This window comes from Sphingopyxis yananensis, from assembly GCF_020687785.1.
Taxonomy (GTDB): Bacteria; Pseudomonadota; Alphaproteobacteria; order Sphingomonadales; family Sphingomonadaceae; genus Sphingopyxis; species Sphingopyxis yananensis.
In genome coordinates this window covers 237921-253244 of sequence record NZ_JAJEWI010000008.1, presented here as the reverse complement: position 1 = coordinate 253244, position 15324 = coordinate 237921, and the positions used below count along the sequence as shown (strand labels likewise).

The following is a 15324-nucleotide window of genomic DNA, read 5'->3' as shown; positions in this document are numbered from 1 at the left end:
CAGCGAACCCGCCCGACCAAATGTTTAGCGTTTCTTGCGCTTGGCGTTCAGTTCCCGCGACAGGGCAGGGGCAGGCCACAGCGTGTCCAGACCCACTTGAATGGCGGCGGTGGACACCGCAACGGTGCGGTTCAGCGCGCCATCATAGCCAAAGCTGCCGCCCAGCGAATGGATATTGCCGTCAAAAGCTGCGCCGATGACGCTGCCATCCTTGGCGATGACGGGTGAACCGCTGTTGCCACCAATAATGTCATTGGTGGTGACAAAGTCATAGACGGTGTTGGCGTCGAACTTGCCCTTTTTCGCTTCAAAGGCTTTGGCCATATTATAGGGGAATTGGCCCGTTGCACGGTCATAGGTGCCGCCCATATGGGTGACAGGGGTAACGTCCGCGCCACGTTCTTTCCATCCTGCTACGCGGCCATAGGATAAGCGCAGCGTAAAGGTGGCGTCGGGATAATTGGTATCGCCATAGGCCGCGAAACGCGCCTGTGCCAATTTCGACTGCGCCGCCGTGACGGGGGCATCGTAATTTTGGTCGAAATCGGCCTCAATCTGCTCGCTGATCGGGTCGAGCGTGCGATAAAATGCGATCATCGGGTCGTTGGACGCGGCAATGGCCGCGGCGCCGCCATCCCATAATTGCTTGCGAACGGCAGGGTCGCTCAGTTTGCTGGCGGCCAAGGCCTTGGCAAAGGCTGCGGGGCTTTGGCCCTTGAGCAGGGCGGCGATATGCGCATTGTCGTTGCCCAGATATTCGCGGGCTTTGCTGGCCCAAAATTCCACGCCCAATTCTTCGAGCCAACCATAGCTGGGGGTGTCGGCCAGCAAGCGTTTTTCGGTCAAGGGCAGGGCGCTGTCCGTATAGCCGGGCTTGCGGTCGGCGTTGCGCTTGGCGCGTTCCTTGGCGGCGCGCACCAAGGTGCGGGCAAAACCAGCGGTGCTGCTATAGCTGGCGGGGCCGCTCGACAGGAAATTGGCGTCCAAATAGGTGGGCAAGCGCTGGTCGACGGCGGCCTGAATATCGGCCCAAGGGTCGCCAATGCTGGCGTCGCCATTGACGCGGGCGCGAAGGTCCGCCTCACCGGCTGCCAGCTTGGCTTTGAAAGCGCTGTCGTTTAGTGCGCGCAATTGTCCGTTGAACACTTTGAAACTATTTTCAATGCCGAACAATGTGTCGCCCGCTTCGCGGTTTTTGTCGGCGCTTTCCTTCATGGCGCGCAGCAATTGGCCGCGATATTCGCTCATCAAGATCAGGCGCATCGGCAGGGCTTGGCTGCGTTGAAATTCCCGCTGGCTTTCTGTCCACAGGCGCTGGGTGCTGCCAGGGTTGCCGATGACAAAGGTGATTTCGCCGGCCTGCGGCGCGCGGGGGCTCCATTGCAAATGCTGGGGCGATGCCACGGGCTTGCCACTGTCATAGGCGCGCAAGAAAGCCGCATCCATCGCATAGCGCGGGAAGTTGAAATTATCGGGGTCGCCGCCAAAGAAAGCGGCTTGGAATTCGGGGGCCCAAGCAATGCGCACATCGCTATATTTGCGATATTGATACAGCTTATATTGGCCGCCGCCGAACAAAGTGACGACTTGGCAGCGCGTGGTGTTCAAATCCGTGCAATTGGCCTTTTCAATGTCGGCAATGCGGGCATCGCGGGCCTTGACCAAGGCAGCGCCGGTCAGCGTGCCAATCGCGCCCTGCACATCTTTGGTAACGTCGGTGATGCTGGTGACGGTTTCCGCCTGTTGGCCAGGGCAAGCCTTTTCTTCGGCGCGGGTGGCGGCATTAAAACCGGCGGCGACATAGTCTTGATCGGCCGAGGACAGGTCTTGCAGGCAGGACACGATGCAATGATGGTTGGTCAGGATCAGACCTTCGGCGGATACAAAGGAGGCCGAGCAACCATTGGTCAGGCGCAGCGCAGCGGCGCGGCGGTCGTCCAACCATTTTTGGTCCGGTGCCCAGCCATATTCTTTGGTCATTTGCTGGGTTGGTACGGCGTCAAAGGTCCACATGCCTTCTTCAGCGGCGGCAGGGGTGGACAGGGTGATGATAAAAGGAGCGGCAGCCGCAGCCGCCAAAAATAATGCTCTACGCATAAAATATCCTTGGAAGGTTGGTTGCGATAAGCCCTATTTCAAAATTTGCTGTGGGCAAACGCATTTCTATCTTAAAATACATGTTATCTTATTCAGAAAGGTCGAATTGGGCCGTTTCTATTGTCGATAAGGTTGCGCGAAACAGGCTATGCTGCTAGCCGCGCGACTTTATCTATTCCACCAAAAAGGTGTCGAAATGTCCGATTCTATCAAGCGCGTTGTGCTCGCCTACTCTGGCGGCCTTGATACCAGCGTTATCCTGAAGTGGCTGCAAGTCACCTATAATTGCGAAGTCGTGACCTTCACGGCGGACCTTGGCCAAGGCGAAGAGCTGGAACCAGCCCGTGCCAAGGCCGAATTGATGGGCATTAAGCCCGAGCATATTTATATCGACGATCTGCGCGAAGAATTTGTCCGCGATTTCGTTTTCCCAATGATGCGCGCCAATGCGCGTTATGAGGGGGATTATCTGCTCGGCACCTCGATTGCGCGTCCGCTGATTAGCAAGCGCTTGATTGAAATCGCCAAGGAAGTGGGCGCGGACGCCGTGTCGCATGGCGCGACCGGCAAGGGCAATGACCAAGTGCGTTTCGAACTGTCGGCCTATGCGCTGAACCCCGACATCAAGGTGATTGCACCTTGGCGTGAGTGGGACTTGGCCAGCCGCACGGCCTTGATCGCTTTTGCCGAAGAGCATCAGATTCCGGTGCCCAAGGACAAACGCGGCGAAAGCCCATTTTCGACCGACGCCAATCTGCTGCACACCTCGTCAGAAGGCAAAGTGCTGGAAGATCCGTGGGAAGAAACCCCCGATTATGTTTATTCGCGCACGGTAAACCCCGAAGACGCGCCGGATACGCCGGAATATATCACCATCGACTTTGAAAAGGGCGATGGCGTTGCGCTGAACGGTGAAGCCATGTCGCCTGCAACTTTGCTGGCCGCGCTCAATGATCTGGGCCGCAAACATGGCATTGGCCGCTTGGACTTGGTGGAAAACCGCTATGTCGGCATGAAATCGCGCGGTATGTATGAAACGCCCGGCGGCGAAATCTATGCTCGCGCGCATCGCGGCATCGAAAGCATCACGCTGGATCGCGGCGCGGCCCATCTGAAGGATGAGCTGATGCCGAAATATGCCGAGCTGATCTATAATGGTTTCTGGTTCTCACCCGAACGCGAGATGCTGCAAGCGGCCATCGACCACAGCCAAGCCAAGGTTTCGGGCACGGTTCGTCTGAAGCTGTATAAGGGCAATGCCAATGTGGTGGGCCGCAAGTCGCCGCACAGCCTGTATAGCGAACGCCATGTGACGTTCGAAGATGATGCGGGCGCTTATGATCAAAAGGACGCCGCAGGCTTTATCAAGCTGAACGCTCTGCGCCTGAAATTGTTGGCGAAGCAAGCTTAATAGGCGCAATCAGCGACATTGAAAAGGGCGGTCAGGCGTTGGTCTGGCCGCCCTTTTTTCGTGTGGAAAAGCGGGTGCGCTGGGCGGCGGCTCGCGCTACAGAGCGCATATGGTTTCGAAACGCTATTTCTCCGACAATGCCGCCGCTGTTCATCCCAAGGTGATGGAGGCGATGATGGCCGCCAATCATGTCGACACGGCTTATGATGGTGACGCGATCAGCCAGTCTTTGGACGCGGCCTTTTCCGACCTGTTTGAAACCCCCGCAGAAGTGGTGTGGGTGGCGACAGGTACGGTGGCAAATTCCATCATTCTCGCCCATTTTGTGCGGCCATGGCAGGCGGTATTGTGCCACGAAGAAGCGCATATCGAGGTGGATGAATGCGGTGCGCCTGCTTTTTATGCGGGCGGTGCCAAGCTGATGACCTTGGGCGGGGCGGGGGCCAAGATCAGCGCCGAGGGGTTGCAGGCCAAATTAGCGGGCATTCGCCAAGATGTGCATCAAATCCAACCCGCCGCGATCAGCATTACCAATGCGAGCGAATATGGCCAAAGCTGGTCGCCCAGCGAAGTCGGCGCAATTGCCGAAGTGGCGCGCAGGCATCGTCTGAAATTGCATATGGATGGGGCGCGCTTTGCCAATGCGGTGGCGCATCAGGGTTGTTCGCCTGCGGATGTCACATGGCGGGCCGGTGTGGATGCGCTGTCCTTTGGTTTCACCAAAAATGGTGCGATGACAGCGGAGGCGATGGTCTTTTTTGGCGACAGCGGCGGGGCCGGTGTGCGTGAATTGAAAAAACGCGGCGGTCATTTGCTCAGCAAAGGACGGTTCGTCGCAGCGCAAATTCAGGCGATGTTGGAAGACGATCTGTGGCTGCAAAATGCCCGTGCATCCAATCGCGGAGCGGCGTGTATCGCAGCAGCAGCGGGCGACCGTTTGTACTATCCTGTTGAAGCAAATGAGATATTTCTGCGGTTAACCGCACAGGAAGCGGCGATTCTGCGGACGCAGGGTTTTGATTTTTATGATTGGGGGCAAGATTTGGCGCGTTTGGTGACCAGCTGGGATCAAGATGAAAGGGCAGTGGCCGAATTGGCTGCGGCGATTGCGGCGCTATGAACCAGCCTCAGGCGACATTGTTGACGCCCCGCGTCCTCATTCCGTTCATCATCATCACCCTGATTTGGGGTTCGACATGGATTGTCATTAAGGACCAGCTAGGTGTTGTTCCGCCGACCTGGTCGGTCGCTTACCGCTTCTTCATTGCTGCGGCTGCGATGTTTCTTTACGGCGCGCTGCGCGGGGAAAAGCTGATCGTCGGACGTAAAGCCTTGGGTTTTGCGGCACTGCTTGGCTTGGCGCAGTTCGTGTTGAACTTTAATTTCGTCTATCGGGCGGAGGCTTTCATTACCTCTGGCTTGGTTGCGGTCATCTATGCGCTGATGATTGTGCCAAACAGCATCATGGGCCGTGCATTTTTGAAAACCCCGCTCGAACGGCGATTTTTAATGGGGGCGGGCGTGGCGATCGTCGGGGTGGCCTTGATGCTGATCCATGAATATCGCGCCGCATCGATGGGTTCCTCGGCGGTGATCATCGGCATTGCGCTGACACTGGCCGGATTAATGTCCGCCTCTACGGCTAATATCATGCAGGGGACGCAATTTGCGCGCCGTCAGTCGATGGTGGTGATGCTGGCATGGGCGATGCTGATTGGCGCTCTTATCAATGCATTGTTCGCGCTGGTGACCGTGGGCGCGCCGACGCTGCATGTGAATGCGGGCTATATTGCGGGCGTCTTTTATCTTGGGGTTATCGGCAGCGCGATTAGCTTCCCGATGTATTTCAACATCATTCGCGAAGTTGGGCCGGGGCAGGCAGCATGGTCGGGCGTGTTAATCCCTGTGATAGCCATGGGCATTTCGACGCTGATGGAAGGCTATGTCTGGTCCAGCCTTTCCATCTATGGCGGCGCGCTGGCGATGGTGGGCCTGATCATTGCGGTGATCAAACGGCCCGCAAAGCCCAGCCTTAACGGCAATATGGTGTCTGTGCCGGTTGATCCGCAAGGCTGATGATCCAAAAGAAAAGCGCCCGAAAATCGGGCGCTTTTCTTTTTGTGGCCATGGAGCAATCAGTCTGCGCTGATACGCTCAATATCCGCGCCGACCGCTTGGAACTTTTCTTCCAAACGCTCATAGCCGCGATCCAAGTGATAGATGCGGTTGACCTGCGTTTCGCCTTCGGCAGCAAGACCCGCGATTATCAGGCTCATCGACGCGCGCAAATCGGTTGCCATCACTTGGGCACCGACCAATTTGTCGACACCGCGCACCACGGCGGTGCGGCCCTTGACCTGAATGTCACAGCCCATGCGGGTGAGTTCCGGCACATGCATATAGCGGTTTTCAAAAATGGTTTCGGTGAACACCGAAGCCCCTGAACCGAGTGTTGCCATCGCCATCATCTGGGCTTGCATGTCGGTGGGGAAGGCGGGGTGCGGTGCGGTTGACAAAGTGATGGGCTGTGGGCGGCCTGACATCGCCACGCGGATACCCTTTTTGGTGGTTTCCACCGTCGCGCCCGCTTCGCGCAGCGCGGCAAGGGTGGCGACCATATCATCGGGGTTTGCGCCGACCAGTTCGACATCGCCCTGTGTGATGACCGCGGCGCAGGCATAGCTGCCCGCTTCGATACGGTCGGGCATCACGGCATAGGTTGCGCCGTGCAGACGGTCGACGCCTTCGATGACCAAGCGGTCGGTACCGATGCCGTTAATTTCCGCGCCCATCGCCACAAGGCAGTTGCACAGATCAACGATTTCCGGCTCGCGCGCCGCATTTTCCAGCACACAGGTGCCCTTGGCGAGCACCGCCGCCATCAGCGCATTTTCCGTCGCGCCAACCGACACGACGGGGAAGCTATAGCTGCCGCCCTTTAGGCGGCCACCGGGGGCCACGGCCTTGACATAGCCCGATGCCAGTTCAATTTCGGCGCCAAAGGCTTCGAGCGCCTTGAGGTGGAGGTCAATGGGACGGTTGCCAATGGCGCAGCCGCCAGGCAGCGACACTGTGGCTTCGCCTGCGCGGGCGAGCAATGGGCCCAGCACCAAAATAGAGGCCCGCATTTTGCGGACAATGTCATATGGGGCGACGGTGCTGCTCAGCGTCGTGGCACGCGCCGTCATCACGCGGCCAAAATCTTCGGGACGCGACCCTTCGATGGTGGTCGAACAGCCCAATTGGTTCAGCAAATGACCAAAACCGTCGACGTCCGCCAAGCGGGGCAGATTGCGCAATGTTAACGGTTCGTCCGTCAACAAAGCACAGGGCAGCAGGGTCAGTGCCGCATTTTTGGCACCAGAGATGGGAATGCGGCCCGAGAGGCGATTGCCGCCGCGAATAACGATTTGATCCATAGTCTGGGCCTTACACCGAAGATTTTCACGCTGCAATTGTGATCGCCACTTTGATAACCAGAAAGCGCGGTTAAGTTGCACGGAGCCAATAGGCATGGCGGGTGACCAGCCATAGTCCCAACCATGGGCTGGTTCAGAATGGGGATAGGGACGGGAGATAGGCTGGTTGATATGGATAAGCCGTTGAACATGGGCGCAAAGGGGGAAGGCGAGAGTGGAAGCAGGAGCGGGATTGATAACCCCGCCACGGACACGCAAATGCTCGCTGCGCCAGCCAATGCAACAATGCCCAATATTCCCGCAATAGACGCGCCGCATGATAAGAACGCAGTTGGCCGACCTTTTGCCTTGTCCGCGCTGATTTCCAGCCTGTGGTCGCGGGCCTATATTTTGTTGACCATTACGGCGTTATTTTGGGCCGGAAATTCGATTGTCGGCCGCGCCGCCCATGGGGCGGTTCCGCCCACCGCTTTGGCTTTTTGGCGCTGGACGCTGGCCTTTGCTGTTCTGCTGCCCTTTGCATGGCCGCATTTGCGCTACGATTGGCGGCCGATTATACGCGCATGGCGGCTGATGCTACCCATGGCCTTGCTGGGCATCTGCACCTTTAACCTGATGCTTTATACGGGGCTGAACCATACGACGGCGATGAACGGCCTGTTGATTCAATCGGCGCAACCCGCCGTGATCATGGGGCTGGGCATTTTGTTCATGGGCGATCAGGTTGGCTGGCGGCAGTGGCTGGGCCTATGCTTGTCGATATTGGGTGTGATGGTCATTTTGACGGGCGGCCATTTGGGGGATGTGCTGAACCTGCGTTTGAATGCGGGGGATGCGTTGATCGCGGCCGCTTTGCTGGCTTGGGGGACTTATTCTGTTTTGCTGCGCAAGCGCCCCATAGTGCATCCCCTCAGTTTCCTGATCGCGGTGATTGGGCTGGGGCTGTGCGGCATATTCCCGATATATATGATGGAACTAGCATCCGGTGCGCGGATCGAGGCCAGCGTCGGCAGCGCGCTGGCCATCGTCTATGTCGGTATTTTCCCGTCGGTTATCTCTTATTTATGTTTCAATCGCGGGGTTGAATTATTGGGTTCGGCCCAAGCGGGACTGTTCGTCAATATCATGCCAGTGATGGGCGCAGGATTGGCGATCTTATTTTTGGGGGAGAGTTTTCGTCCCTTTCATCTGGCGGGATTGCTGCTGGCTTTGCTGGGTATTGGGGTGGCGGGGCAAGGGGTTGGTGCCCGCCGCCCACAGCCATGATGGGCGGTTAGCCCGCTAGCTTAGCCAGTGCCTCTTCGACTTGGGTCAACCGCTCTTTGCCAAAGAAGATATCATCGCCAACAAAGAAGGTTGGAATACCAAATACACCCCGTTGCACGGCGTCTTGGGTGTTTTGCGCCAACTGATTTTTAACGCTGTCATCTTGGGTGCGCGCCAATATTTCTGTGCCGTCAAAACCGCCCGCGTCCAACACTTGTTGCACGATTGCGGGGTCATCCATCTTTGCGCCATCTTCCCAGATTGCGCGGTTCACTATGTGAATATAGTCCATCAAGCGCCCGTCTTGCTGGGCAACAATCGCGCCGCGCATCACCAATAAGCTGTTCAGCGGAAAATGCGGATTCATGCGAAATTTCGTCAAATGGTGACGCTGAATAAATCGTTGCATCTCTAGCTGTTCATAGGCCATGCGGGCGGGGGCGTCGGCATAGCGAATGAAGGGCGCTTTATTGCCCGTTGCCTTGAATATGCCGCCCAGCAAGCAAGGCGTAATACGCAATTCGGCACCTTGCCGCGCTGCCAATTCGGCGGCCATATCCATAATCAAATAGGCGTTAGGGCTGCCGAAATCAAAGATGAGTTCCAAGGCTTTGGTCAAAATTTCTCTCCCCAAGGGCGCAGGTCCAATTCGTGGGTCCATGCGCTTTTTTCTTGTTGGTGCAGCATCACATAATTGGCGGCGATGGCGTCTGGCGACAGCAACAATTGCTCCGCTTTGGCGGCGTCGAAATCAGGGTGCCGCTGCCGGATGAAATCGGTATCAATTGGGCCATCAATGACGGCATGGGCGACGTGGATGCCCTGTGGTCCCAATTCCCGCGACATGGATTGCGCCAGCATCCGCAGGGCGGCTTTGGCACCGGAAAAAGCGGAAAATCCTGCCCTGCCGCGCAAAGAGGCGGTGGCGCCCGTGAAAATGATGGTGCCACGGCCGCGGGGGGTCATATGGCGTGCTGCCTCTCGGCCCGTTAGAAAACCCGCGAAGCACGCCATTTCCCATACTTTTTGATACACGCGGGCCGTGGTTTCGATGATGGGAAATTGCACATTGGCGCCGATGTTGAACACGCAAGCCTCAATAGGTCCGACATCGCGTTCCACCGTTTCAAACAATTGCACGACACTGGCTTCGTCCCGCGCGTCGCAGGGAAAGGGTAGGGCCTGATGCCCTGTAGCGCAAATGTCGGCGGCTAGGGTCTCTAGCGCCGCATGGCTGCGGGGGCGGCGGCTAATGCAGGCGGTTAGGCCCTGTGCGGCAAAGGCGCGGGCAATGGCGGCCCCTGTGGCATCACCTGCCCCGATGATCATGGCTGCGCTCATGCGTTTCTCTCCCTAGTGCAATCATCGTAACTATGATAATCATAGTATCAAGCAAAATGATGAAATGAGCGTTGATGCCGGCACGTACCAAATTGTCCGATACTTTCTGTCCCTTGGGCCGCACGGCCGAGTTTTTGGGGGACCGCGCGGTCATTCTGATTTTGCGGGAATTATTCTTTAAGTCGGCGCGGTTTGACGCCATCACCCGTGGGACGGGATTGGGGCCGCAACTGGTATCGGCGCGCCTAAAAATGCTGGAGCAGCATGATGTGGTGGAACGCCGCCCCTATCAGCAGCGACCTTTGCGCTATGCCTATCATCTGACGCCCAAGGGGCAGGATTTATTCGATATTTTATATGTGATGCGCAATTGGGCCGAAAAATGGGCCTATGCCCCGCAAGAGGTGGAGGCGGACTATGCGGTGCAATATTTGCACCGTGGCTGCGGGGCGGATGTGGGAACCGAGATACATTGCCCCCAGTGCGGCGAGCGTTTGGGATTTGGCACCGTCAAGGCTGTTTTATCCCCCGCTTTGGCGCGGGAACGCTTGGCCAAGCAAGCGGTGTGACCCCAGATTATTGATTCAGAGATTATTGATTGAGGGGCCGCCAGTCGCCGCTAGAAATTGTCAGGCTTTTTCCAGCGTGCATTGCAAGGGGTGTTGGTGTTGGCGCGCGGCGTCCATCACTTGACCGACCTTGGTTTCCGCGACTTCATAGCTGAAAATACCGCACACGCCGACGCCTTGCTGGTGCACATGCAGCATGACCTGTGTCGCATGTTCAATATCCATATTGAAAAAGCGCTGAAGCACCATCACGACAAATTCCATCGGTGTATAGTCGTCGTTCAGCAACAACACCTTGTACATAGATGGTTTTTTTGGCTTCGCGCGGGTGCGTGTGGCAACGCCAACACCTGGCGCGCCGATGTCATCATCCTTATTCGCCATCAAGCGAACGGGATCGGAAGAAATTGCGGGGTGCATAATAGATAGGATATCGTAGGCTGGTCGCATTGCGCAAGAGGGGATCGGGATGATTTTGCCCGATTTGACTAAATCTTGATGCGATTATTCTGGCCTAGGCCAAGGCATGGGTCCGAAAATGGAAAAACCGCCCGCCAATTGCAAGGGGCGGGCGGTCTTGTCCAGACAGTCAGGATGGGAGGGAGAGGAGAAGTTACCCCGACTGTCCTATGCAATGATATCGCTTAGGCGACTTTCAGTTGCGAACTGATCACCGACATGCGGTTGGAAATTGGGGCAAAGCTTTCATTGGTCATTTTGACCAGCAGCTCGCTGTTTTTCGATGCCTGTGCCGCCGCTGCATCAAAAGCTTTTTTGCTGTTTTCGGCATAAAGCTTAAAAAATTCTGCTGGCGAGGTGACGCTGGTCAGGCTCTTGATCGCGTTGCTGCCATCTTCAAAGCTTTTGCGGGCAAAGCTGATGCTTTCGTCGCGCAGCGTTTCAAAGTTTTTCACGGCAATTTTGCCAGATTCCACCACGGCCTCAACATTGCTCTTGTTAAAGGCAGCGGCTTCTTCTGCCAATTTGCTGCTTTTAGCCATGGCGTCTTGGGCGCGCGCACCAAATTCAGCAGAAAAGGCTTCGGCATTGGCTTTGGCTTGTTCAGCGAATTTTGTGACCATGTCTTTCATGTTCAACTGTCCTTTGCTGACGGAAGCTGCCTGAAATTTAGGCTTGGCTGCAGCCGCCGTGAATGGGCTTTTGGAAGATATATTCTTGGGGGACGCGGTCCGGCGCTTGGCCGCTTTTGTCGCAGGCTTGGCGGCCGGTGACTTGGCGGTTTTGGCGGCGCGGGTCGTGTCGACTGGCGCTGCGGCTTTGGATGCGTCTGTGTCAGCAGTTTTCGCCGCAGGCGGAACCTCGGGCGATGGGGCTGCCGTTACCGAAGCGCCCGAAAGCACAGCCGGTGCAGCCGCTTCATATGTCTGATCTGCATCATTTTGCTTGCTAGCCATAGAAGACGACTCCCTTATGTCGCACTGCACAATATAGGGTGATTTGCGGCGTTTCAAGTCAAAATTGTGCGATGCAACATAAAATGACGAACGTTGAATGTAGTGATCAGTAATATAAAGGAAATTATTTGCGCCTCAGGGCATTTGAACATAGCGTCCCGGCGCATCTTCTATGGCTTTACGCTTTCCCTTGCCTGGAATGCGCGCCCCTTTGGCCGGCACCATCTGGTCGTCATAGGTGCCCAGCCATTCCAGCCAATAGGGCCACCAGCTTCCCTTGGTTTCTTGTGCGCTCGCCTCAAATGCATCCAGCGAGGGGGCATGGCTGTCGCCAGTCCAATATTGATATTTTCCAGCCGCAGGGGGGTTTACCACCCCCGCAATATGCCCGGACCCAGCAATCATAAATTCCTTGGGACCAGACAAATGGTCCATGATCCGCCACACGCTGGCCAATGGCGCGATATGATCTTCTCGGCCCGCTTGAATGAAAGCGGGGGTTTGGATCAAGCGCAGGTCAATCGCTGTGCCGCAAATGGTCAGCGCATTGGGCACCACCAAATGATTGTGGTGATAAAGGTCGGTTAAATATTGCTGATGCCATTTGGCTGGCAAATTGGTGGTGTCGCCGTTCCAATATAGCAAATCAAAGGCTGGATAATCCTGCCCCAGCAAATAATTGTTCACGACATAATTCCAAATCAGGTCGCGGCCACGCAGGGCATTGAATGTCGCGGCCATATAGCGGCCATCCAAATATCCTTTGCTGCTGAGCTGTTGCAGCAAGGCAAGGCTGGTTTCGTCGACAAAGACTTTCAGATCGCCTGCCAGTTCGAAATCGACCTGGGCGGTAAAAAAGGTAACGGATTGAACAATATCCGCCTCACCCCGCGCGGCCAACATGGCCAGCGTTGCGGCCAAAGTGGTGCCAGCGACACAATATCCAATGGTGTGAACGGCGGGGACGGATAATAGGTCGCGGACAATATGAATGGCGTCGACCTGCGCGCTGACATAATCGTCCCAAACCATATGGGCCATGCTTTCGTCCGCCGACTTCCACGACACGATGAAGACACTCAGCCCCTGTTCCACGGCCCATTGAACAAAGCTTTTTTGGGGGTTTAAGTCCAAAATATAAAAACGGTTGATCCATGGCGGAAAGATAAGCAGGGGGATGGCGCGCAGATTTTTGGTGGTCGGGCTATATTGAATAAGCTGATAAAGGTCGGTTTCATGCACGACCTTGCCAGGCGTCGCGGCGATATTTTCCCCAATTTTAAATGCGCTGCGGTCCACATGGGTCAATTGCCCACGCGACAGGTCGTTCAGCATATTGTGTAGACCCTTTAGCAGGCTTTCGCCGCGCGTTTCCACCGCGCGCTTTATCACTTCGGGGTTCATCATGGCGATGTTGCTGGGGGACATGGCATCGGTCACCGCGCGGGCGGCAAATTGCAATTTGACCTTGGTGGCGTCGTCCACCCCTTTGACGTCCATGGCCGCTTTCATCAGTTGGTCTGACAGAAAACCATAGGTTTCGCGCAGCAATATAAAAGCGGGGTGATTGTGCCAGTCGGGATGGCCAAAGCGGCGATCGGTCGTGCCGTTATTTGTGGGTGCCGCCTCAGCATTCGTCGTCATGGAAAAAGACGGAAAGGCGGATGGATTGACCCCCGAAAATTGGGACCAGAAATCCATGCCCTGTTGCCACATTTTCTGCATTTGATCGGCCCATAGCTGGGCGGCGGCTGTGGTCATCCATTGGGCAGGGTCAAATAAGGGGGAAAGGGCGGCCCCGCTGTCGTGCGACTCGGACGCAGAGGCAGGGCTATCGGGACCCACGGCAAAGCTCAGCATCATCGATTGTGCCTTGTGCAGCACCTCTGTCCATGCCTGCATATCACCGGCGGCTGGCATGAATGCGCTCCAGTCACCAAAATTGCCATTATTGATACCACTAGCCGCGCTGTTCATGCTTGTTCCTGCTGGTCAGTCGGTGATGCGGTCTTTATAACAAGCCACGACGCGGCTGGCGAGGGTCCGCCGTCGTCATGTCGAAAATTCCCAACGCAAAGGGGTTGTACTAGTTTCCCATGTCAGAAGATGAATTCTACCGCATCAAGCGTCTGCCGCCTTATGTCATCGCCGAAGTTAATGCGATGCGAGCGGCCGCGCGAGCCGCGGGCGAGGATATCATTGATTTGGGCATGGGCAATCCGGATTTGCCGCCGCCGTCGCATGTAATCGAAAAGCTGGTCGAGGTTGCACAAAAGCCCGACGCCCATGGTTACAGCCAGTCCAAGGGCATTCCCGGCCTGCGCCGTGCGCAAGCCAATTATTATGCACGCCGATTCAATGTGGAATTGGACCCGGAAACGGAGGTTGTGGTGACCATGGGGTCCAAGGAAGGTTTGGCCAGCCTTGCGACCGCCATCACTGGTCCCGGTGATGTGGTGCTGGCCCCGAACCCCAGCTATCCTATCCATACTTTTGGTTTTATCATCGCTGGTGCGACCATCCGCAGCGTGCCGACCACGCCCGATGAAAATTATTGGCGTTCGCTGGACAAGGCGATGGCGTTCACCGTGCCTCGTCCGTCGATTTTGGTCGTGAACTATCCATCCAATCCCACGGCAGAATCTGTCGATCTGGCATTTTATGAACGGCTGGTGGCGTGGGCCAAGGAAAATAAGGTCTGGGTGATCAGCGATCTGGCCTATTCTGAACTTTATTATGACGGCAACCCTACGCCGTCGATTTTGCAAGTTCCCGGTGCCAAGGATGTGGCGATTGAATTCACCTCTATGTCCAAAACATATAGCATGGCGGGCTGGCGCATGGGCTTTGCAGTGGGCAACAAGCGGTTGATCGCCGCGATGACCCGCGTGAAATCCTATCTCGATTATGGGGCTTATACCCCCATTCAGGCGGCGGCTTGTGCGGCGCTGAATGGTCCGCAAGACATTGTTGAGAAGAACCGCGAATTATATCAAAAGCGCCGCGACGTGATGGTCGAAAGCTTTGCCCGCGCAGGTTGGGACATCCCAAGCCCCAAGGCATCGATGTTCGCATGGGCGCCCTTGCCACCCGCGTTGAAAGACATGGGCAGCTTGGAATTTTCCAAGCAATTGCTGACCCACGCCAAAGTCGCGGTGGCCCCAGGTGTGGGCTATGGTGAGGATGGCGAAGGTTTTGTACGGATTGCGATGGTCGAAAATGAACAACGCATCCGGCAAGCCGCCCGCAATATTCGCAAATTTCTGGCGATGCATGGGGTAAACGCCCCCGCCGCTACTGGAACGCACGGAGCCTAATTTGTCGCTGAGCGCCAGCGCCATCGCGCAAACGATCCAATTGTCGGTCACACCTGTATTTTTATTGGTGGCGACCGGCAGTTTGCTGAACGTGTTGATGGGGCGTTTGTCGCGCGTCGTGGACCGTAGTCGTACCTTGATGGATTTGTGGCCCAAGACCGAAGGGATCGACCATAAAAAGGTGGTCGACGAACTGGGGCTGGCGGATCGGCGGATGCAGGTGATTAACAACAGCATTGGCGCGGCGGTGGGCTGCGGCATTGTGGTATGTGTCTGTGTGGCCTTGCTGTTCACACAGACATTTACCGGCATGAACTTGGCGGTCGCGACATCCTGTGCTTTTGCGGTGGCGATGCTGTTGTTGCTGATATCCTTATTGCTGTTCCTCTATGAAGTGCGCTTGGCAATTCGGGCGATTCAGGTGCCCATGGAATTGCTGGAAACCGAAGAATTGGGCTGGCTGCGGCGGCAAAAACGCGGCTAGGCGCG

At 56.4% G+C, this 15324-nt stretch carries 14 protein-coding genes; 7 read left to right on the top strand and 7 right to left on the bottom strand.

What is annotated here, in order from left to right:
* Positions 1–24: 24 nt before the first annotated feature.
* Positions 25–2097 (bottom strand): S46 family peptidase, encoded by a 2073-nt coding sequence (locus LKO31_RS09345; RefSeq protein ID WP_227690074.1) that lies wholly within the window; start codon positions 2095–2097, stop codon positions 25–27.
* 196 nt (positions 2098–2293) lie between these two features.
* On the opposite strand from LKO31_RS09345, the gene LKO31_RS09340 reads away from it, so the two are divergent.
* The 3 genes from LKO31_RS09340 to LKO31_RS09330 all read left to right on the top strand — a co-directional run bounded on the left by LKO31_RS09340 (position 2294) and on the right by LKO31_RS09330 (position 5584).
* Entirely contained in the window at positions 2294–3508 is a 1215-nt protein-coding gene (locus LKO31_RS09340) for an argininosuccinate synthase (protein WP_227690072.1), read from the top strand.
* Positions 3509–3617: 109 nt separating this feature from the next.
* Positions 3618–4628, top strand: a complete 1011-nt coding sequence (locus LKO31_RS09335; RefSeq protein ID WP_227690071.1) for a threonine aldolase family protein — start codon at positions 3618–3620, stop codon at positions 4626–4628.
* The gene (locus tag LKO31_RS09330; RefSeq protein WP_227690070.1) at positions 4625–5584 is read left to right on the top strand and encodes a DMT family transporter; all 960 of its coding nucleotides are present in this window, start codon (positions 4625–4627) and stop codon (positions 5582–5584) included. Before LKO31_RS09335 ends, LKO31_RS09330 begins: the two co-directional genes overlap by 4 nt.
* A 59-nt stretch (positions 5585–5643) precedes the next feature.
* Here the strand turns inward: LKO31_RS09330 and murA are convergent, their stop codons facing one another.
* Positions 5644–6927 carry a UDP-N-acetylglucosamine 1-carboxyvinyltransferase gene (murA, locus tag LKO31_RS09325; protein WP_227690069.1) on the bottom strand — a complete coding sequence of 428 codons (1284 nt, stop codon included), beginning with the start codon at positions 6925–6927 and terminating at the stop codon, positions 5644–5646.
* Positions 6928–7098: 171 nt separating this feature from the next.
* On the opposite strand from murA, the gene LKO31_RS09320 reads away from it, so the two are divergent.
* Entirely contained in the window at positions 7099–8193 is a 1095-nt protein-coding gene (locus LKO31_RS09320) for a DMT family transporter (protein WP_227690068.1), read from the top strand.
* Positions 8194–8200: 7 nt separating this feature from the next.
* Here the strand turns inward: LKO31_RS09320 and LKO31_RS09315 are convergent, their stop codons facing one another.
* Both LKO31_RS09315 and LKO31_RS09310 read right to left on the bottom strand, forming a co-directional pair.
* Positions 8201–8812 (bottom strand): 2-hydroxychromene-2-carboxylate isomerase, encoded by a 612-nt coding sequence (locus LKO31_RS09315; protein WP_227690067.1) that lies wholly within the window; start codon positions 8810–8812, stop codon positions 8201–8203.
* Positions 8809–9534: an SDR family NAD(P)-dependent oxidoreductase gene (locus LKO31_RS09310; RefSeq protein ID WP_227690066.1), complete on the bottom strand. Its 726-nt coding sequence runs from the start codon at positions 9532–9534 to the stop codon at positions 8809–8811. Before LKO31_RS09310 ends, LKO31_RS09315 begins: the two co-directional genes overlap by 4 nt.
* Before the next feature lie 74 nt (positions 9535–9608).
* Between LKO31_RS09310 and LKO31_RS09305 the strand changes: the two genes are divergently transcribed.
* The gene (locus tag LKO31_RS09305; protein WP_227690064.1) at positions 9609–10103 is read left to right on the top strand and encodes a winged helix-turn-helix transcriptional regulator; all 495 of its coding nucleotides are present in this window, start codon (positions 9609–9611) and stop codon (positions 10101–10103) included.
* Between the two features lie 60 nt (positions 10104–10163).
* On the opposite strand, the gene clpS is transcribed toward LKO31_RS09305, so the two are convergent.
* The 3 genes from clpS to LKO31_RS09290 form a co-directional block, all read right to left on the bottom strand.
* Positions 10164–10487 (bottom strand): ATP-dependent Clp protease adapter ClpS, encoded by a 324-nt coding sequence (clpS, locus tag LKO31_RS09300; protein ID WP_227690596.1) that lies wholly within the window; start codon positions 10485–10487, stop codon positions 10164–10166.
* 260 nt (positions 10488–10747) lie between these two features.
* Positions 10748–11518, bottom strand: a complete 771-nt coding sequence (gene phaP / locus LKO31_RS09295; protein ID WP_227690062.1) for a TIGR01841 family phasin — start codon at positions 11516–11518, stop codon at positions 10748–10750.
* A 135-nt stretch (positions 11519–11653) separates the two neighbouring features.
* Positions 11654–13495 (bottom strand): PHA/PHB synthase family protein, encoded by a 1842-nt coding sequence (locus LKO31_RS09290; RefSeq protein ID WP_407699268.1) that lies wholly within the window; start codon positions 13493–13495, stop codon positions 11654–11656.
* 119 nt (positions 13496–13614) lie between these two features.
* Between LKO31_RS09290 and LKO31_RS09285 the strand changes: the two genes are divergently transcribed.
* Both LKO31_RS09285 and LKO31_RS09280 read left to right on the top strand, forming a co-directional pair.
* Complete coding sequence (locus tag LKO31_RS09285) at positions 13615–14835, top strand: LL-diaminopimelate aminotransferase (RefSeq protein ID WP_227690060.1); 1221 nt, start codon at positions 13615–13617, stop codon at positions 14833–14835.
* A 1-nt stretch (position 14836) separates the two neighbouring features.
* Entirely contained in the window at positions 14837–15319 is a 483-nt protein-coding gene (locus LKO31_RS09280; RefSeq protein ID WP_227690058.1) for a DUF2721 domain-containing protein, read from the top strand.
* Positions 15320–15324 lie beyond the last annotated feature (5 nt).